The sequence below is a fragment of the Cohnella baijiui genome, assembly GCF_020731285.1.
Taxonomy (GTDB): Bacteria; Bacillota; Bacilli; order Paenibacillales; family Paenibacillaceae; genus Cohnella.
Map to the genome: position 1 here is coordinate 1 of NZ_JAJFOW010000031.1, position 18,779 is coordinate 18,779.

Annotated in this window: 18 protein-coding genes; 13 read left to right on the forward strand and 5 right to left on the reverse strand. The window is 54.2% G+C overall.

From position 1 onward, the window contains the following. Positions 1–408 precede the first annotated feature (408 nt). Both LKX83_RS22850 and LKX83_RS22855 read left to right on the forward strand, forming a co-directional pair. Positions 409–672 carry a hypothetical protein gene (locus tag LKX83_RS22850; RefSeq protein WP_227885147.1) on the forward strand — a complete coding sequence of 88 codons (264 nt, stop codon included), beginning with the start codon at positions 409–411 and terminating at the stop codon, positions 670–672. Between the two features lie 192 nt (positions 673–864). Beyond that, positions 865–1,584 carry a TVP38/TMEM64 family protein gene (locus LKX83_RS22855; RefSeq protein WP_227885148.1) on the forward strand — a complete coding sequence of 240 codons (720 nt, stop codon included), beginning with the start codon at positions 865–867 and terminating at the stop codon, positions 1,582–1,584. A 53-nt stretch (positions 1,585–1,637) separates the two neighbouring features. On the opposite strand, the gene LKX83_RS34160 is transcribed toward LKX83_RS22855, so the two are convergent. Continuing rightward, positions 1,638–2,663: a hypothetical protein gene (locus LKX83_RS34160; protein WP_304518345.1), complete on the reverse strand. Its 1,026-nt coding sequence runs from the start codon at positions 2,661–2,663 to the stop codon at positions 1,638–1,640. A gap of 129 nt (positions 2,664–2,792) precedes the next feature. Here LKX83_RS34160 and LKX83_RS22865 point away from each other — a divergent pair, with 129 nt between their 5' ends. Continuing rightward, complete coding sequence (locus LKX83_RS22865; protein ID WP_227885149.1) at positions 2,793–3,734, forward strand: alpha/beta hydrolase; 942 nt, start codon at positions 2,793–2,795, stop codon at positions 3,732–3,734. Between the two features lie 113 nt (positions 3,735–3,847). On the opposite strand, the gene LKX83_RS22870 is transcribed toward LKX83_RS22865, so the two are convergent. From LKX83_RS22870 to LKX83_RS22880, 3 genes are all read right to left on the reverse strand, one after another. Continuing rightward, complete coding sequence (locus LKX83_RS22870; RefSeq protein WP_227885150.1) at positions 3,848–5,428, reverse strand: ABC transporter substrate-binding protein; 1,581 nt, start codon at positions 5,426–5,428, stop codon at positions 3,848–3,850. 64 nt (positions 5,429–5,492) lie between these two features. Next, on the reverse strand, positions 5,493–6,374 hold the full coding sequence (locus LKX83_RS22875) for a carbohydrate ABC transporter permease (RefSeq protein WP_227885151.1): 882 nt from the start codon (positions 6,372–6,374) through the stop codon (positions 5,493–5,495). 22 nt (positions 6,375–6,396) lie between these two features. After that, complete coding sequence (locus tag LKX83_RS22880; RefSeq protein WP_227885152.1) at positions 6,397–7,323, reverse strand: ABC transporter permease; 927 nt, start codon at positions 7,321–7,323, stop codon at positions 6,397–6,399. Between the two features lie 254 nt (positions 7,324–7,577). Here LKX83_RS22880 and LKX83_RS22885 point away from each other — a divergent pair, with 254 nt between their 5' ends. The 8 genes from LKX83_RS22885 to LKX83_RS22920 all read left to right on the forward strand — a co-directional run bounded on the left by LKX83_RS22885 (position 7,578) and on the right by LKX83_RS22920 (position 16,510). After that, positions 7,578–9,827: an AraC family transcriptional regulator gene (locus tag LKX83_RS22885; protein ID WP_227885153.1), complete on the forward strand. Its 2,250-nt coding sequence runs from the start codon at positions 7,578–7,580 to the stop codon at positions 9,825–9,827. A 435-nt stretch (positions 9,828–10,262) separates the two neighbouring features. Beyond that, positions 10,263–11,027 (forward strand): SDR family NAD(P)-dependent oxidoreductase, encoded by a 765-nt coding sequence (locus LKX83_RS22890; protein WP_227885154.1) that lies wholly within the window; start codon positions 10,263–10,265, stop codon positions 11,025–11,027. Positions 11,028–11,081: 54 nt separating this feature from the next. Further along, on the forward strand, positions 11,082–13,010 hold the full coding sequence (locus tag LKX83_RS22895) for a DUF8034 domain-containing protein (RefSeq protein ID WP_227885155.1): 1,929 nt from the start codon (positions 11,082–11,084) through the stop codon (positions 13,008–13,010). 24 nt (positions 13,011–13,034) lie between these two features. Continuing rightward, positions 13,035–13,808, forward strand: coding sequence for an SDR family NAD(P)-dependent oxidoreductase (locus LKX83_RS22900; RefSeq protein WP_227885156.1), 774 nt, complete (start codon positions 13,035–13,037; stop codon positions 13,806–13,808). Positions 13,809–14,257: 449 nt separating this feature from the next. Beyond that, positions 14,258–14,335, forward strand: a complete 78-nt coding sequence (locus LKX83_RS22905) for a hypothetical protein (protein WP_465249351.1) — start codon at positions 14,258–14,260, stop codon at positions 14,333–14,335. A 40-nt stretch (positions 14,336–14,375) separates the two neighbouring features. Continuing rightward, on the forward strand, positions 14,376–14,693 hold the full coding sequence (locus tag LKX83_RS22910) for an L-rhamnose mutarotase (RefSeq protein ID WP_227885157.1): 318 nt from the start codon (positions 14,376–14,378) through the stop codon (positions 14,691–14,693). Positions 14,694–14,709: 16 nt separating this feature from the next. Further along, a complete protein-coding gene (locus LKX83_RS22915; RefSeq protein WP_227885158.1) occupies positions 14,710–15,555 on the forward strand; it encodes an amidohydrolase family protein in 846 nt (281 codons plus the stop codon). 55 nt (positions 15,556–15,610) lie between these two features. Continuing rightward, positions 15,611–16,510, forward strand: a complete 900-nt coding sequence (locus LKX83_RS22920) for an aldo/keto reductase (protein ID WP_227885159.1) — start codon at positions 15,611–15,613, stop codon at positions 16,508–16,510. Here the strand turns inward: LKX83_RS22920 and LKX83_RS34470 are convergent. Next, positions 16,499–16,825: an AraC family ligand binding domain-containing protein gene (locus tag LKX83_RS34470; protein ID WP_370639117.1), complete on the reverse strand. Its 327-nt coding sequence runs from the start codon at positions 16,823–16,825 to the stop codon at positions 16,499–16,501. The two genes, LKX83_RS22920 and LKX83_RS34470, sit on opposite strands and share 12 nt — an antisense overlap. Positions 16,826–16,976: 151 nt before the next feature. Between LKX83_RS34470 and LKX83_RS22930 the strand changes: the two genes are divergently transcribed. Together LKX83_RS22930 and LKX83_RS22935 are read left to right on the forward strand one after the other, a co-directional pair. After that, complete coding sequence (locus tag LKX83_RS22930; RefSeq protein WP_227885160.1) at positions 16,977–17,759, forward strand: phytanoyl-CoA dioxygenase family protein; 783 nt, start codon at positions 16,977–16,979, stop codon at positions 17,757–17,759. 41 nt (positions 17,760–17,800) lie between these two features. After that, on the forward strand, positions 17,801–18,712 hold the full coding sequence (locus LKX83_RS22935) for an NHL repeat-containing protein (RefSeq protein WP_227885161.1): 912 nt from the start codon (positions 17,801–17,803) through the stop codon (positions 18,710–18,712). The last annotated feature ends 67 nt before the right edge of the window (positions 18,713–18,779 follow it).

The following is an 18,779-nucleotide window of genomic DNA, read 5'->3' on the forward strand; positions in this document are numbered from 1 at the left end:
CGCATGTACGGTGGTGTGAGAAGACGGGGGTTAGTCGCCCCCTCTTACTCGATTTTATGCCGCCTCTGCTCTCTGACTATCTATTCGAAATAACATATAAAAATGGTCCCGAATGCGATGAAATCGCGGGATCAAGCTGAAAAATCGAATAGAATCGCGCCTTTTCGCTGGAGTGCGGACATTTGTATTCGAAAAACCGAATAGATTCGCGGCAAAGGAGGAGAGGTTGACCGGTGAAAATGCGGAGGGTTGGGGGAGCATCTCGCTTCAACTGGCCTCACAGCGCGCGACCGCACTAGCCGAATCGTATCGAGGGACGACGCCGGATGATATAATGGTTTTGTTTGTTTCCGCAGCTTGCCTATGGGGAAACCTCATGGGATCACGACAGGGATTAGGAGAATCATAATGGCACAAACCGGGAAAACCTTCGTTCAATCGAGCGAAGCCAAAGTGCGTCAGCTAAACAAATCGAGCTTGGCGGTAGGCGTTATCGGCATCGTCCTCTGCATTCTCTTTGGGGTTGCCGGCTACCTGATGATCGGCATCATTCTCGCGGTGTTTGCGGGGATCGCCATTCTGATTCTAAAACAACGGGCAGCGCTTCTGAGGGCGGGTCTGTTCGAGGAACAGACAAGAAAAGGGAACGCCGAGCGGCCGCCGAACGAGTAAACGAAAAATCGCGCAGCCAGCGAATCGATCGATAGGGACGTTTATACCGCTCGCTCCGCCCGAAGCCGCCAGCCGATGCTGGCGGCTTTCGACATGCGTCGGCCTGTTTCCGACGTGGACTTATGCGCTCGGTCTTGGCGGGGAAGCCTGATACGAGATGGAAAATTTTGCGCAAGTCGGAAGGAGAAAAGGATGCGGCGAAAAACGATAATGACGATTCTTCTGGCGGCCGGATTGGCGGGGTTGCTGCTGTGGATCGATTTTCGCTATTTGCGGCTGTCCCCGGAGTCGATCCGCAACTGGATGCTTTCGTTCGGGTGGATCGCTCCCGCGATTTATATCGGGTTGTTCGCAGTGCGTCCGTTCACCCTGTTTCCGGCGTCGATTCTGACGCTGGCCGGAGGACTGGCGTTCGGCACGTGGATGGGCATGCTCTACACGATCGTCGGCGAACTGCCCGGAGCGGTGCTTGCATTCCTTTTCGCGCGGCGGGTCGGCGCCGGATTGTTTCGGGGACGGGACGACCCCCGGCTGCAAAGGCTCGAACGCGCGATGCAGCGCAGAGGTTTCCCGGCTGTGCTGCTGCTGAGGCTCGCGCCGTTCGTGCCGTTCGATCTGGTGAGCTACGCGGCGGGGGCCGCACGGGTGCCGATGCGGGCGTACGTGCCTGCGACCCTCATCGGCGCGCTGCCGGGGACGTTCGCCTATTGCTTCCTGGGCGCGAGCCTGACCCGGGGCAGTTGGCAGCAGATCGCTCTCTCCGTCGGGATCTTCGCGGTGGCGGTGCTTGTACCGGTGTTGTATCGCCGGAAAATCGAACGAAAGGTCGCGGATCCGGCGCAATCTTCCGACGGCGACATGGGAGGTCGCAGCCGGACGGGGTTGCGGCGCAGAGCCGGGGTCCGGTCGTGAACGAATGACGCCCGCGCCGGCAGCAGCCGGTCGCGGGCGTCTTCCTATCAGGCTTAAATCACGTGCAGCGAAAGGCCGACGGTGTTGCCCGGCGTCAACGGTTGATCCAACAGCATCTGCGGTATGACGTGGCCGTTCATTCGAATCGTTAATCCGACGTCTTTTTCGATCGGAACGTCCGAGATCGAGCGGATGAAGCCTTCCGTACCGAACTGGGCGCGTCCGGTGGCGATCAGGGCTTGACGGATCGTCATGGTCGGAAAATGAGAGATATAGAAGTTGCCGTTCGCGTCGGGATAGGCCTCGCCGCCATGGATGTGAACCGCCACGTAGGCGTCGCTGCTCGGCCGCGGGGGCAAAGATCCGGGCGGGAACGGGACGGCTCCCGGCGGCAACGATCCGGGCGGGAACATCCCGGGCCTGGGCGGCGGGAACGTTCCGGGCGGGAACATGCCAGGCGGGAATGTGCCAGCTCCCGGGGGAATCATGCCGGGTCCGGGCAGAAACGATCCGGTTCCGGGAGAAAACGTTCCGATGCCAGGCGGGAACATGCCGGTGCCAGGCGGGAACATGCCGGTTCCGGGAGTGCCAGTTCCGGGTGGGAAAGTGCCGGCACCAGGCGGGAACATGCCGGCTCCGGGCGGGAATGTACCGGTTCCGGGAGTGCCGGCTCCGGGCGGGAACATGCCGGTTCCAGGTGGGAATGTGCCGGTTCCGGGCGGGAACGTCCCGGCTCCGGGCGGGAATGTGCCGCCGGTTCCGGGTGGGAACGTCCCGGCTCCAGGCGGGAATGTGCCGCCGGTTCCGGGCGGGAACAAGCCGGTGCCCGCCCCAGGGCCCGTGCCCGGCATCAGCGCACGCTGATGCTCCGGCACGACCCACCAGGGGATCTGCCTGATCGGAATTTGCTGTGCTTCCGTCTCTTGATGAAGCTTTACTTTGTCCGTCTTGGCCGATCCGCTCTTCTTCTTGCTGGCGGACAAGGTGCGAAGCTTAGGCGCACCGGCGCGTGGGGTTTTGACGCCTTCGGCCGGCTTGCGCACGCGAGGTCGATCGGCTTTCGACCCTTTATTCGGCATAGGTGTTCCTCCTCGTGATAGGCGAATGACGATAATGCACCATATGCATCTGCCTATATGATGGTGCGGAGGAGGAGACTGCGTTACAATAGATTTCATCGACTTCGACTCACGGAGCAGGTGATGGAAATGATGGGCTTGTGGATCTTGATCATCGTCGCGGCGATCCTCGCCGCCGGCGCGGCGTTCGTCTGGCTGCTGACACGCAAAGCGCAGCGTCCTCGGCAACTTCCGAACGAGACGGCCCCAAACGTTCCCTACGAAGAAGTAAGCTGGAATAGCGGCGGACAGCTAATCCGGGGATGGTTTCTCCCGCCGCCGGACGCCGCCGCAGGCGAGCCGCAGCCGGCCGTCGTCGTGGCGCACGGCTGGGGATCCAACCGGTCCCGCGTGCTCCGATACGCCGGTCCGCTGCACGAGGCGGGCTTTGCCGTGCTGCTGTACGACGTGAGAGCGCATGGCGACAGCGGGCCGCATCCTGCGCCGTCCGGGCTGTTATTCTATCAAGATCTCGAAGCGGCGATCGACTGGCTCGGCCGACATCCGGACGTGGACGCATCGCGCATCGGCGTGCTCGGGCATTCGCTGGGCGCGTTCGGCGCGGTCCTCGCGCTCGATGCGGGGGCTCCGATCGCGGCGCTCGTGACGGACGCCATGCCCGTCCGGTTCGCAACGATGGTCGAAGCGGAGCTGAAGCGCCGCGGCCTGCCCGCGTTCCCGCTCGCGCAGCTCATCCCGCAGGTGATGGTGTGGCGGAGCCGCATTCCCCGCCGTGTCATGAAGCGGGCCGATCCCGCCCGTATTCTGGCGGACAACGCGCAGGACCAACGCGTGCCGACACTGCATGTTCATTCCCGCCGCGACGGCTTCATTCCGCCGTCGGAGCTCGATCACGTGCTGTCCCGCACGCCGTCGCTCTCCCATCTCTACGTCGATGTAGAAGGACATAGCGCATCGGAGCGAGACCCGGCATTCTGGGAGACGGTCCTCCCCTTTTTCCGCACCCATCTATCCGTACCAAAAAAAAGCGGGCCTGCAAGCCATCCGGCCGCAAGCCCAAAGGTTATATAAATGAAAAGGGGGGTCATGAACCCATTGTACCGCCCCAAGATGAAGGATTGATGAAGGTCAGATTACGATTGCGTTACAAATCGTTTTTGCGGATGGATCGTGCCGCCTTTGTCTTATTTCTTCGTGGCTTTCCAGGCATCGATTTGCTTCTGCATTTCCGCGATCATTTTGTCGGCGCCTGCATTTTTCAGCTTCTTCAAGAATTCGTTGTATTTCTCTTCGGTCGTAATCCCGAGCTCAATACCTCTGTAGTACTCATCGAATACGGCGCTCGTTTTGCCGATTTCCGCTTTGACCGGCTCCGCATCGAAGGAGAAACCGAGCAAATTCGATGGCGCTGCGGCTTCGTTCAATTTGATGGTGTCTTCCCAAACGGTTTTCGGCATGCCTTCCTGGACGTATGCGAGGAAGTTGGAAGCGAACATCCACGGCACTTGCGGGTTGTAAGCTTGTTGGTTCGGGCCTGCGACCATGAAGCCTTCATCGTTCAGTTTAAAATGGTCGTCCTTGATGCCGAAGTTGAGCAGGTTGAACAGCTCCTTGTCCGTGTTCAGCAGCTCCAGCAGCATCATGGCTCTTTCCGGGTTTTTCGACGTGCGGCTAATCGCGTGCATCGTGGCGATGATGCCGTTCGTCGTTAGATGCGGCGTGGAAGCAGGAGCGCTGACATAAGTCTCGCCGCCCAACGAGGTGGCAAGTACATCTCCGCCCGGCTTGTAAGCGCCGCCGATGTTGATCATCCATTTGCCCGCTTTGGCGTCGGCCCAGTCGTCTTGTTTCTTGGAGATCCGCTCTTTGGTGTTCATGTAGCCCTTGGCGTTCCAATCTCTCATGACTGCGGCGAACTTCTTGAATTCATCGGTTTCGAACTGGTTGACGACCTTCAGCGTGTCATCGTTGAAGAATACGGCGCCGGGGATGTTGATGCCCGAAATCGATTCGAAGGTGAACATTTCCGAGATTTGCGAAAGCGACGTAATGAACGCTTTTTCCGGATGGTCTTTCTTGACCGCTGCAATGTACGGTTCCAGCAAATTCATCGTATCCGCGCTCAGCTTGCCGCCGATGCTGTTGATGTCGAAGCCGTATTTGTCCGCCAGCGATTTCGCCGTGGACACTTCAGGCGTTCTGGCTGAAATTTGATAGTTGATATAGCCGTAAATTTTGCCGTTGACGCGGGTGGCGTCCCAGAAGTTGGCCGGAACGGCGGCATAAGACTTCGGCGCATATTGCGCGAGCAAATCGTCCAGCGGCAAAAAGGCGCCCTTCGCTACGTTCTGGCTGTAGTTGTTGATCCAGTTGGACGTGAAGGCGAGGTCGTAAGGTTCGCCGGAGGCGATGACTACCTTCATTTTTTGATCGTAATCGCCAAAGGCGATCGGCTTGAAGTCGATGGTCGCGTTCAATTTTTGTTTCACGATTTTGTTCACTTCGGCGAACACTTTGTCTTGCTCAGGCTGCGGGAAGTTGCCGGGGAAGTACCAGGTTAAGGTGACTTCAGGCAAATCTCCGGCAGCGCTTGCGCTTCCGGACGGGCCGGAGTTCGCAGAGGAAGCTGGAGAAGAACCGGCATTCTCTTTGTCTTTGTCTTTGTCTTTGTCTTTGTTTCCGCATGCGCCGAGCATCAGGCTGATTGTGAGAATCAGAATCGCTGCCAAGATGCCGGTTTTGGTAAGACGGGTACCTCTTCGCATGGTGAATCCTCCCTTTTTCCTATGCTGCTATATTCTTAAAAATGGACCGAAGTCCATTGTTAAGCTATCCTTTGATCGCGCCTACCGTAAGCCCGCTGACAAAATATTTCTGGAAGAAGGGGAACACGGCAAGCATAGGACCGGCGGCGAGGATCGCCATCGCCATCCGCGCCGTTTCCGCAGGTACGACAACGTTGTTCATACCCGGCGGCATCATGTTCGTGGAGCGGGTAAGAAACTCGATGTTGTTGATCATGCGGTATAGCATAAATTGCAGGGGAACGAGGCTTTCCTTTTCGATGTACAGCAAGCTGAGCCACCAATCGTTCCAGTATTGCAGCAGGGTGAACAAACCGACCGTAGCCAGGCCCGGTTTGGCCAGCGGCAAAATGATCCGGAAAAAGATCCGGAGCTCGCTTGCGCCGTCGATCATGCAAGATTCAATGATGCTGTGAGGAATTTTCTGCATGAACGTTCTCAGGATCAAGATGAACCAGGGGATGGCCAGATAGGGTAGAATGAGCACCCAGAGCGTATTTTTCAAGTGCAGGTATTTGCTGATCAGCATGTAGGTAGGAACGAGCCCGCCGTTAAACAGCATCGTAAAGAATACATAGAAGCTTAGCTTGTTTTTGTATTTGTAGTCCTCTCTGGACAACACATAAGAAATGCCTGCGGAGACCAGCAAGGAAACGACAGTGCCAAAAACGCTGACTAACAGCGACACTTTCAAGGCGTTCAGGAGCTGAACCGGCTTGTACAGCACATAGGCGTAGGCGTGTAAATTCAAGCCTTGGGGCAGCAGGCTGTACCCGTTTTTCAAAATGGTCGTTTCGTCGCTTAGCGATACGGAAATGATCGATATGAGCGGAATGATGCACAGGATGCCGAATAGGATCAGCACGAGATGAATCAGTATTTTCGGCAGTTTAGCACGGAGCGCCATCGGCTCGCCTCCATTTGCGATATTAGAACAATTTGTTTTCTTCGTTCACTCTTTTGACCAGATAGTTGCTGAAGAGAACGACGGCGAATCCCATCAGCGACTGGAATAGGCCAACCGCGGACGACATCCCGATATCCCCGGACTGCCTGAGCATGCGGTATACGTACGTGTCGATAACTTGAGTGACCGGATACAACTGGCCGATTTCCCTCGGGACGAAGAAGAACAGGCCGAAGTCCGAATAAAAGATTTTCCCGATCGACAGCAACGTCATGATCGTGATGAGCGGCATGAGCAGCGGAATCGTTATTTTTCGGATCATCTGAAATTGATTGGCGCCATCAATCGCAGCCGCTTCGAAGTACTCTTGCGAGATGCCGAGAATGCCGGCATAGAAAATGATGCTGGTGTATCCCAGCCCTTTCCATATATTGATGAAGATGAGCAGGAAGGGCCAAATCCACGTTTCGGTATAGAAGTCGAAATTGACCCCGAGATCTTCCAGCCAGCCCGATACGATGCCGTATGGTCCGACAAACGAGTAAGCCATGTAAGCGACGATGATCCAAGAGAAGAAATAAGGGAAAAAGAACATCGTTTGATACGCTTTCAATACTTTTCGGCTCATGATTTCATTTAATAAGAGCGCAAATATAATCGACAGCAAGGTGCCAACCGCGATAAAGACGATATTGTAGCCGAGCGTGTTCCTGACGACCGTCCATGCGTCGCTGGAAGTAAAAAAGAAATTGAAATTGTCAAAGCCGACCCAAGGACTGCGAAAAATGCCTTGCTCGTAATTGACATTCTTAAAAGCAATGAATATCCCCGCCATCGGAATGTACGAGAAAACGAAAATCGCCACCATCGCCGGAAGCGCCAACATCGTCAACTGCAAGCTTTTTTTGTGTTGCGTGTTTTTGAATCGATTCTTAGTTGCCTTAGCCACAATTACCTTCTCCTTTGCCGTTCCCATTTTTCAACCGCTTGATCATGGCTTCATACTACCAACACGCCGCCGGAAAACAATTTCTCATCTCAGCCATGTGTCCTGAACGGAGCGAAAACGGTGTTCTCAATTTGATCCGCAGTTCTGAATTTACGTTTTTTCCGCTTGGAGTCCAATTGTCATTGCCCGTTTTTCGAGGGATGTGATAGTCTTCATTAAGGCAAGGGGAACATATGGAAGGGGGAGAACGGGGCATGTTCAAACAGCTCGTCCTGAAAAATCCGTTTCAGCTGTTTTTGACGATCTTGTTGCCGTTTCTGATCAGCGCATTGGTTTTGCTGCTGGTTCAGTCCTCCTTATTGAATCGAAACTTTGAAGATTTTGCGCTTCAAATGATCTATAACCAACAAAAAACCGAGCTGCAGAATACGAGCCGGAACGTCCAGATCATGGCACAATCGGTCCGTTCGGTGGCGATCTCCGCCTTTTTCGATGACATGATCAAAGATTTACTGTATTCGGATGTAGATGCGGTAAGTTACGTGAAATACCAGGTGAAGATGGAATCCTATAAAAACATCTATCCGTTTCTGCAATCGATTTATATTTATAACGGCCGCAATATCTATACCGTGCCGAGCGAAGGCTTTGTTTATGACCGGGCAACTTTTGCGGACAAAGGCCTGTTTCCGATCCTGGACGATATGAAAAACAACCGGTCGCACAGCATCGTCTTGCGCCAAATACCGAATGTGCTGTCCGGCATTTCAACCGGCGCGCGGCCTACGATCAACGTTTACTCGTACTTGTTTTTCGATTCGCAGCTGCGGGAAGGCAAAGTAAGCGAGGCCATCATTCTCAACATATCCGAGGATTGGGTCAAGCAAAGCATCAGCGCTGCCGACGGGCAGGACAACCGCATCTTCATCGTCGACGCCGGCGGCAGGCTCATGACCCGTGATCCATTCCATCCGCTGCTTAGCGATATGAACGGTTATGATTATATTCAAAAGATCAATGCCATGAAGGAACCGTCAGGCAGTCTTCGGATGAGTGCCGATGGGGTCGATTCTTTTATCACGTACACGGACACGGGCGTTTTCGGGTGGAAGCTGGTCAGCGTTACGCCGTATACGAAGATTCTTCAGGAAATCGCGACCATGAAGAAAAAGACGTTACTGCTCATGCTGATATTACTCGCCGTAAGCATGCTCATCATGTTCTATTTCTCGCGAAGGCTTTATTTGCCGGTCAAGCTCGTGATTCAGAACTATCGCAACCTGGAGTCCGAGAAGAAAAATGAGTTTTACAACCGAAAGCAGGCGTTTTTAAGGAAACTGGTACAGACCAATGATGTCGGTTCTGCCCATTCTCTTCCTAACGCTTTTCATAATTACCGTATTGCTTTTGAACCTTCAGATAACTTTCTGCTCCTTCTGCTCAAAATCGATCATTATTCCGTGTTTTGCTCCAGATACAGCTCGAGAGACCGGGGCTTGCTGAAATTCGGCATCATGAACATCGTCTCTGAGCATCTCTCCGGCCTGCATAAGCATGAATGCGTCGAAGTGGATGAGGATCAGATTGTAGTCTTGGTGAACTGTAACTCTGCAGTAGAGACTTCGCTGCAGGAACAATTGATTGCGCTGGTATATGAAATCCAGAAGAATACGTCAAAATATCTGCAGTTGTCCGTTTCCGTTACGATTAGCGAGCCGTTCGAGTCGATCTCGAATTTGAATTTTCATTATTTGAAAACGCTTGATCTTTCTTATTACCGCATCATTATGGGCCATCAGGCGGTCATCACGGAGAGCGGCGTCAGCAATCGGAACGAAGATTTCAAATATCCGCAGGATCAGGAGAAGGAGCTGACGGACGCGCTCATTCAAGGGCGCTTTTCGGAAGCGGACCGGCTGCTCATGGGCATGATCGGCCATGCGTCATCATTCAGCTATACGGTCCTCAACTCGGTGCTGATCCGATTGCTGCTGTCCATTCGTTACGCGATCGAAGTGCTGGAAACGAACCATTCGATCAAAGTGAATTTCAACTTCAATGCGTACTTGGCCAAGCTGCAGAAAATCGAGACGCTGGACAAGATCAAATCCGATTTTCGCGAGCTGTTCGAGCATTTGGAGAAAGAGCTTGAATCTAAAAAAGAGCATAAATATTTGGATTTGCTCGAAGACGTCAATCGGATGATTCAGAAAGACTTCGCCAGTCCGGCGTTGTCGCTGGATATGATCGCGACTGAAGTGGGTTTCTCCTCGGCCTATTTGGGGAAATTGTTCAAGAGGCACCGCCTCATTTCGGTGAACGACTACATCAATCGGGTTCGTCTGACGCACGCGACCGAACGGATTGCGACGACCGACGATACGATAACGGATATCATGCTGCAGTCGGGCTTCTCCAGCCGAAGCCACTTCTTCACCTTGTTCAAAAAGGAGCACGGGCTGACGCCCAGCCAATACAGGAATCTGGTTAAAAAATCCGGTTAGCGGCTTGAACGCCGCTCCGGATTTTTCTTTTTGCCGGGATGTCAAACGGAAGATTCGCAGATTCAGAACCATGATTCAATATAAGAACTTAAACGGTTTGGCGTGAAATGCGATTTGATTTCAATCGAGAACGCAATCCGGAAATGAGAAATTGCAATCGGGAGGAGGGGTGCTACGATGAGTGCGACGCGATGAGAGACAAGAGAGGAGAGGGTGCCGTCGGTTGAATCTCGCTAGATGATTGCGATCGTTAGCCTGCATGCGCAGCACAAGTATGGATTTTAAAGAAATGTGTGTTTTTTGGTGAAAGAAATGGCGGCTTTTCAAAGGCAACGTCAGTTTTATTGGATTCCGGCATCCATCGGACTTTGTATAGTGTAAAGAGAAGGATGAATGGTACGTACATCAATACGTGCTCAGAAGGAGAAGGTGCAATTGGCTCAGTTTCGGAATCAAGTGGCCATCGTGACGGGTTCCGGCAGCGGAATCGGCAAAGCGGTCGCCGAGACTTTGGCGAAGGAAGGCGCGCGCGTCGTCGTTTGCGGCCGGGATGCGGAGAAGGGACGATGCGTCGTCCAAGGAATCGATAGGGATGGCGGCACGGCGATCTACGTGCAAGTCGATCAGCTCCATCCCACTGCGCCGGAAATGCTCGTCGAGCAAGCCGTGAAAGCATGGGGAAGAATCGATATGGTCATTAACAACGCTGCCCTCGTGTGCAACAAGCCGATCGAAGCGGTCACGCATGAGGATTGGGACAGGCTGTTTGCCGTCAACGTGAAGTCGGGTTTTTTCCTCGTTCAGAAGGCGCTGCCGTATTTGAAAGAGACGCGCGGCTCGATCGTGAACGTCAGCTCGTTCAACAGCCAGAAGAACATCGCGGGCAACTTCGTTTACGACTCTCTAAAGGCGGCGTTGAACCATCTGACGACGGGACTGGCGCTCGATTTGAAGGAGACCGGCATTCGCTGCAACGCCTTGCTGCCGGCTGGCATCGCGACGCCGCTGCTGAATGACTGGTTTAAGCAGTTGATCAAGGATCCTGCCGAGGCCGAACGGGTTGCCGAATCCGAGAAGCTGAGATCGGACGTGGGGTCGCCCCAGCAGGTGGCGGATGCCGTTTCGTTCTTGTGCAGCTCCCGGGCGTCGTGGATCAATGGCGCGCTGATCCCCTTGCACGGCGGTTATCAGCTTGGCTGATCCGGCTTCTATGAATGCCGTTATTTGCTTGGAATAAGGGAAGGAGAACTGTCCATGACTTCATCTCATCGACCGCCCGCCCATGTCCGAGCCTCGGAGCGGGTCGCGCCCCCGCAGTGGGCACTGCAGGAGCAGCTGCTATTCGAAACGTTGAACAAAGCGGCCAAAGAATTCGTCGAGCGCTATACGCATCCCGACGGCACGCTGATTTGGTTCGAGCATTGGCCGGGCATGGACGGCTCGGACGATCCCTATGAAGGGTTTATGAATTTGGCGCTCCTCTATGTGCTGGGGGGGAACAGCGAGCTGCATGAGGTATCCCGCAAAATATGGGAGGGTATCACGTGGCAGTGGACGGAATACGGTCAAATCCACCGCGAATTCGACGCTTATTATGACTGGATGCATCATGGCGAAGGGTATTTGTATTTGTATTTCCTGGGATTGGCTGGACCCTCCATGTTGAAAGATCGCCAGCGCGCAATGAATTTTGCCGCGATGTATACGGGCGACGATCCGGAAGCGGAAAACTACGATAAGCGATTGAAGCTGATTCGATCTCCGCTGAACGGGAGCCGCGGACCCAGATTCGAGGTGAACGAGGAGGACTGGAGCACGCACCGGGGGATCCTGGACGATTACCTGGCTCCTTACGAAGACGTTCCCGGCGTCGATTTCGAGAGCGGCAAGTGCGCCTGGTCCAATGACGAAGTGTACAAGCACTTAATCGGGATGATGAACGAACGGATGAATCGCGGCGACGTGCCGCTGAATCTGAATGCGACCGGCTTGGTGACCCATGCGTTTCTTCATTCCCAGGACGAGAACTTGAGGAAATGGGTCACCGAATATGTAGAGGCATGGAAGGAACGGACGCGGTTAAACGGCGGCATCATTCCCGACAATATCGGGCTTTCCGGGCAGATCGGGGAATACAACGGCGGCAAATGGTGGGGCGGCTATTACGGGTGGCGTTGGCCGCACGGTTTCATGACGGTCATCGAACCGCTGACGAACGCTTGCATGAATACGGTACTGCTTACCGGGGACATGAATGGGCTGGAGCTGGCCCGAGAGCAGCTGGACCGCAACTGGGAGCTGCGCCAGGAGCAAGACGGCAAATGGGTCGTTCCGTACAAGCGCTTCGACAGCGGCTGGACGGATTACCGGGAGGCGCTGCCGAAATATCCGATCTATTTGTGGACGGCGTCGATGGCGGAGGACGACTTGGAACGCATCGAACGCATTCCGAAAGACCATGACTGGAACGAGGTCATCGTGCCTGCTTTCTCCGGTAAAGACCCGAAGACCGGCCGGGAAACGAAGCATTACATCGGCAATACGCAGCCTTGGTATCAGTATATCCGCGGGCTTAATCCGGATTATCCGGAGCGGATTCTGAGCGCCAACTATAAAATGATCGGCAATCAGCTTGCCAAGATGCGCGGCCCGGAAGGCGATCCGCGCAGTTGGACCGAGCATTACAACGAAGGTATTTATTCCGCCATTCACATATGGCAAGAAATGTGCCCGCTCTATTTCGAAGGGCTCGTGCAATTGACGCTCGGCGGGCCGATGCACATCTCGCACGGCGGTTTACAGCATGGCCGCGTACGCTATTTCGACGCTGCCGAGAAGCGTCCGGGACTGCCTTCGGGAGTATCCGCCTTGGTCGAGAAGCTGACGACGGATTCGGCTACGGTACATTTGGTCAACACAAGCTTATTCGACGATCGGGCGTTGATCGTGCAGGCCGGCGTATTTGGCGAACATCGCTTCCGGCAGGGAGAGATTATCGATGCCTCCGGCGAGGTGACCGGTACGATCGGGATCGAGGGGAAATGGCTTCAAGTATCGCTGCCGGCAGGAACGGGCATTCGCTTGCGGCTTTCCATGGAGAGGTACGTCCATACTCCGACGTACGATATGCCTTGGCCAAACGATGATGAGACTAGCGTCATCCGGGGACGGAGCGATTCATAATATACGTGACAGAGGAGTGGGCGTATGCGATTGCACGATAAAGTAACGCTGATTACCGGCGCGGGTTCCGGCATCGGAAAAAGCACGGCGCTGCTGTTCGCGCAAGAAGGAGCGGCCGTGATCGTCAACGATCTGGACGAGGCCAAAGGCCGGGAAACGGTAAGCGAAATCCAGGAAAGGGGCGGCGAAGCGCTGTTCATCCAGGCGGACGTCACCCAGCCGGAGTCGGTCAAGGCGATGGCGGAAAACGCGATTTCCGCATATGGCCGCATCGACGTGCTGTTCAACAACGCGGGCATCAGCGGCGTCGGCGCGCTGCACGAGATCGAGCCGGAAGCCTGGGATAGGATCATGAGCATCAATGTTAAAGGGGTATATTTGCCTTCGAAATATGTGGTGCCTTCCATGATGGAGCGCAAGTCGGGCTCGATTATCAATATGTCGTCTTGCGTTGCCGAAATCGGGCTCGCCCGCAGAGTTTCCTATGCCGCAACGAAAGGCGCGGTGCTCGCCTTGACCAAGTCGATGCAGGTCGATTATGCGGCCTACAATATCCGGGTCAATGCGCTGCTGCCGGGGACGATCTTTACGCCGTTCGTGGAGAACTTTTTGAAAACCTCGTATACCGACCCGGAAGCCGTGATCGAATCCTTGAAACAACGCCAGCTCAGCGGAAAGCTTGGCAAACCCGAGGATGTCGCGGGTGCGGCCTTGTTCCTTGCTTCGGATGAATCCAGGTTCATGATGGGTTCTCCGCTGTACATCGACGGCGGCGTCGTATTCGGAAAAAACGCCTGAATTAGATAGACGGGAGTGAGCGTGGAAGAATGAATCTTGTAACCTTTCAAGATAACGGCCAGTTGAAGCTGGGGATTAAAAGGGATCGGGGCATCCTGGACGTCGCAGCGGCGCAGGCAGGTACGGCTTCGCTGCCGGGAGAAACGTTGCCATTGACGGTGCGTCATCGAAGGAGGAAAGGACGCTGTAGCTGCGCTGCAGCGGCTGGCGGACCGTGTGCTTGCGGATCCTGCGTCGGTTCAGGCTATATGAAGGATGATTCCGCAATTCAATATGCGCCATGCGTCACAAATCCGAGCAAAATCATTTGCGTGGGGCTCAATTACCGCAAACACGCGGAGGAAACTGCGTACGCATCAATGGCTGCTCGGCAAAACCTGCGACGGCTTTAGCCCGCTCGGCCTTATCTGGTTACGGCGGACGAAGTCGGCGACTCGAATCAGCTGGACATTCGCTGTATCGTGAACGGCGAGGTTCGGCAGCAGTCCCACACGTCGGATATGAAATCGAAAAGCTGGGCGCGTTGACAAATCGCATGGTGAGCGAGCAGCTGTAGGGAGCGGGGATATGTCGGCAAATAAGATGACGCAAGTGAAGGTGGCGTTTCTGCACCCGGATCAAGTCGAACGGTACGAACAGCTTCATCGCGATATTCCCGCGGGGAACGAGAAGCATATGCGGGAAGCGGGAATCGTGAGTTTGCGGATTTACCGCGAGGGGCTGACTCTGTTTATGATCGTCGAGTCCGATCCGTCATTGGCGCTTTCCGATCGGCTCGTGGATGAACGTTTGGAAGAAGAGTGGCATCGGCTTACGGGCGAGTGCTTCTCGAAGATATGGCAGGATGCATCCGAGATTTACCGGCTTCATCGGAATGACGGCTAAGGATGGAGGCAAGCCGATGATCATTGATGCCCATCAGCACGTATGGAATCTGGAAACATGCAGTTACCCTTGGCTCGTTCCCGATCTTGGACCGATATACCGCACTTTCGAAGCCCCCGAGCTGGAGCCGGTTCTGAAAAAGCTCGGGGTGGACAAGACCGTTCTGATTCAAGCGATGGATTCTTACGAGGACACGGACTATATGCTGGAGACGGCTGTCTGTTGTTCCTGGATTGGCGGGGTCGTCGGCTGGGTTCCGTTGGACCGCCCGGAAGAGGCAGCGCTTCGTCTGGAGCGGTATCGCCGCAATCCCAATTTCAAAGGAGTCCGACATCTGATTCACGGGGAGCAAGATCCGGATTGGCTGCTGCGCGGCGAAGTGCTCGAAGGGCTTAAGCTGCTCGAGCAGAGCGGACTCCCCTATGATATCGTCGCCGTCTTTCCGCATCATCTCAAGCATATTCCGAAATTGTCGGAGAAGCTCCCTCATCTTCGCATGGTGATCGATCATCTGGCCAAACCGCCGTTCCAAGCAGACGGGTGGGAAGAATGGGCCCGGCAGCTGAAGCAGACGTCGGAAAATCCGAACGTATTCGCCAAACTGTCCGGTTTGAATACGGCCTTCGGCGACGGATGGTCGGCGGAATCGCTGCGGCCATGTTTCGAGTATGCCATGGATGTATTCGGAGCGGAGAGACTGATGTACGGAAGCGATTGGCCGGTTGCGATTTTGAACGGCAGTTATGAAGAAGTGTGGGAACAAACGCACCTCGCGCTGTCGGGATTTTCCGCCAAGGAGAAGGACGCCGTCTTCGGAGGTACGGCGGCTCGATTTTATCGGATTGCGGAGGATGCGGAATAAAGGGCAAAACATGACTCGGTCGTGACAGAGGATATTTCTAGAAGAGGCGAAAAACATGGAGTATACGGTATTTGGCCATACAGGGCTGAGAGTGTCCAAGCTTGGCCTGGGCGGAGCGCCGCTAGCCGGCGATTTCGGCAAGACGGATGAAGACGAAGTGCAGCGGTTAATTCATGAGGCTCTCGAATCCGGCATCAATTTCATTGACACGGCTCCCTTGTACGGGCGCGGCGAATCGGAGCGCCGTATCGGCAAAGCGTTGATCGGCCGCAGAGACCGTGTCGTATTGGCATCCAAAGCGGTCAGGTCGGACTTGACGTACGATTACAGCAGCACCATTCGTTCGGTGGAAGACAGCCTGCAGCGGCTGCAGACGGATTGGATCGATCTTTTGCAAATTCACGATGTGGAATCCCAGCCCTATGAGCTGATTATAAACGAGACCCTACCGGCACTGGAGAAGCTGCGGCGGGAAGGCAAAATCCGTTTTATCGGCGTGACGACGCGGAAATTGCCTTTGCTTATGAAATATATGGAGACCGGAAGATTCGACGCGATTCAATTTTACGCGCGGTATATGCTCCTTGATCATACGGCCAAGGATGAGGTGATGCCGCTTGCCAAGAAGATGGGTCTAGGCGTCTTGAACGGCAGCGTGCTCGGCATGGGCATTCTTGCGGATGCGCCTGCTCATTTTCTGGACGGAGAAACGTTGGCAAAATCTAAAGACCGGCTGGAGCAAATTCATTTTCTGCGCAAATCGGAGCCTAAAGGATTGATCGAGCCCGGCATGCGCTTCAGCTTGAGTCATCCGGATATTCATGTGACGCTGACGGGGACCGCTTCCATCGCTTCGCTTCGCAAGAATCTGACCTTCTGTGACGGACAAGGCCTGCAGCCGGATGAGCTGGACCAAGTATATCGCCTCTTTCAGGGGCAGTCTTTATTGGATTAGAGTGTCTTTATTTCCTGATTCCGTCTCCGCCATTGCCCGGGGGACTCTCCTGTTGCAGCTTTGAAAGCTCCCGCCCTCAATCAGACGCCACTTGTCCGGCCTTGAGAAGAAGATGTCGCCTGGGTGTAAAGAATATCGCTTGCCGTCTTCCACGTAATAGCCATCGCCATTCGTTACGTAGCAAGTCTCAATAAAGGAATGCCTATGAAGCTCATGCGTGTAGTGCTCGGCAATATGTCCCCAATAATGAACGTGTAATGTGGCCTCCGCGTCTTGGACGCGTTCAACAACGCCGTATAAATCTTGAATATTGATCGTCTACACCTCCCTCGGAGCGGGTTTTGGTTCATTATAGTGTGGCGCATTTATACAAAACAAGGGCGTTACCATATAAAGACGATTGGAAACGGAGGCGTTACATTTGTACTAGGAGATCATTCATTTCATATCAGAGGAGCGATTTGCAATGACAGCCATCGTTAACGAGGAATTGCACCAGAAATACGAACAACAAGGCTACCTAGTGTTTCCTGACGTTCTGGATGCGGATCTGATGCAGGAAGCCAAAGCGCATGTGGATTGGCTGATTGCAAAAAATCCGCATCTTCGCCCCGAGCAGCTTCATACCGATTTGATTTACAATGACCCGTTCTGGCTTCGGCTCGTCAGCGACGAGCGTTTGCTCGATATTGCGCAAGCGTTTATCGGACCGGATATCGCGTTATTCGCCTCTCATTACATCTGCAAACCTGCATTTAACGGCAAGCCGGTTCTATGGCATCAGGACGGAAGTTACTGGCCATTGGATCCGATGAAAGTGATTACGCTTTGGCTTGCGGTTGACGACTCCACCGTGGATAACGGCTGCTTGCGCGTGATTCCCGGAACGCAACATCTTCATTTGCAAGAAATGAAAGGCAGCTTCGAGGTTGAAAACGTCCTGGGATCTGAAATCGAGAAAAAATACGTAGATGAGACCAAAGCGGTCGATCTCGTTCTGAAGTCCGGAAGCGTATCGATCCATCACCCGAATATTATTCATGGTTCCAAAGCAAACCTCTCGCCGCATCGTCGTTGCGGAGTAACGATTCGTTATATACCGACGAGCACGAAAGTGTTGATGGAACAACGCAAAATTTTCCTTATGCGCGGCAACAAAGGCGAAGTGCAAAATCACTATGCGGAGCTTCCGAAGTTCGATGCAAACGAGCATATGAGCTTCCGGGGCAGCGAAAATTTCGGGAAGTAAGCTTGCGGAGAGATGGAGGGATTTGAAGCATGGCAGTTAAAATGGGCGGCGGCACGCATGTCTATGAAGTCGCAACTGGCTGGGCAAAGCTGCCGGACAATATTCGTTTAGGTTACACGCACGGCATCGTTACGGATTCCAAGGACAATGTTTATGTGTTTCATACTAACGCTCCTTCGATCGTGAAGTTCGACAAGGACGGTAACTATCTCTCATCATGGGGGGAACAGTTCGAAGGAGGCGCGCACGGTTTTCTGCTGCACGCGGAAGGCGGAACGGAATACTTGTACGTTACGGACGTAAACCGAAGCTTGGTGGCGAAAATGACGCTCGACGGCGAAACGCTGTTGACGATCCAAACGCCGGATATGCCGGAAGTATACGACAAGGACCGCAGATTTGTCCCGACGGACGTTGCCGTTGCGCCGAATGGCGACATCTACGTGGCGGACGGTTACGGCCAAAGCTGGATTCACCAATATAGCGCATTTGGTGAACGTATTCGTTCGTGGGGCGGCAAAGGCACGGAAGCCGGCAAGCTGGACGGTCCGCACGGCATCTCGATCGATTTGAGACACGGCGAGCCGGAAATATACGTTGCAGACAGGTCCAATCATCGGATTCAAGTGTTTTCGCTTGAGGGTGAGCATAAGCGCTTCATTGACGAGAACATGGATTTGCCCTGCAGTTTCTATTATTGGAATGATGAAGTGTATTTCCCGGATCTTCATAGCAGAGTCACGATTTTCGACCGCAATGACAGGCTGATCACGCATTTGGGAGAAGACTTGCAGGCGAAGAGCCAGCAAGACTGGCCGAACGTTCGTCAGGACTATTTTCGCGACAACCGGTTCAGCTCGCCGCATGGCGTATGCGTGGATTCCGCAGGCAATGTATTCGTTGCCGAATGGACTCAGTTCGGTCGCATCACGAAATTGATTCGGATTCGTTGACTTAACAATCGAACAGCGCCTAAAGGCGGTACAGGTGTTCATTCATACCTGCACCGCCTTTTTTCGT

Coding starts and splice junctions, on each gene's coding strand:
- LKX83_RS22910 (WP_227885157.1), top strand. CDS start 14,376: ATGTCGGCAAATAAGATGACGCAAGTGAAGGTGGCGTTTCTGCACCCG.
- LKX83_RS34160 (WP_304518345.1), bottom strand. CDS start 2,663: ATGCCGAATAAAGGGTCGAAAGCCGATCGACCTCGCGTGCGCAAGCCG.
- LKX83_RS22870 (WP_227885150.1), bottom strand. CDS start 5,428: ATGCGAAGAGGTACCCGTCTTACCAAAACCGGCATCTTGGCAGCGATT.
- LKX83_RS22850 (WP_227885147.1), top strand. CDS start 409: ATGGCACAAACCGGGAAAACCTTCGTTCAATCGAGCGAAGCCAAAGTG.
- LKX83_RS22875 (WP_227885151.1), bottom strand. CDS start 6,374: ATGGCGCTCCGTGCTAAACTGCCGAAAATACTGATTCATCTCGTGCTG.
- LKX83_RS22935 (WP_227885161.1), top strand. CDS start 17,801: ATGGGCGGCGGCACGCATGTCTATGAAGTCGCAACTGGCTGGGCAAAG.
- LKX83_RS22885 (WP_227885153.1), top strand. CDS start 7,578: ATGTTCAAACAGCTCGTCCTGAAAAATCCGTTTCAGCTGTTTTTGACG.
- LKX83_RS22855 (WP_227885148.1), top strand. CDS start 865: ATGCGGCGAAAAACGATAATGACGATTCTTCTGGCGGCCGGATTGGCG.
- LKX83_RS22920 (WP_227885159.1), top strand. CDS start 15,611: ATGGAGTATACGGTATTTGGCCATACAGGGCTGAGAGTGTCCAAGCTT.
- LKX83_RS22915 (WP_227885158.1), top strand. CDS start 14,710: ATGATCATTGATGCCCATCAGCACGTATGGAATCTGGAAACATGCAGT.
- LKX83_RS22895 (WP_227885155.1), top strand. CDS start 11,082: ATGACTTCATCTCATCGACCGCCCGCCCATGTCCGAGCCTCGGAGCGG.
- LKX83_RS22900 (WP_227885156.1), top strand. CDS start 13,035: ATGCGATTGCACGATAAAGTAACGCTGATTACCGGCGCGGGTTCCGGC.
- LKX83_RS22930 (WP_227885160.1), top strand. CDS start 16,977: ATGACAGCCATCGTTAACGAGGAATTGCACCAGAAATACGAACAACAA.
- LKX83_RS22865 (WP_227885149.1), top strand. CDS start 2,793: ATGATGGGCTTGTGGATCTTGATCATCGTCGCGGCGATCCTCGCCGCC.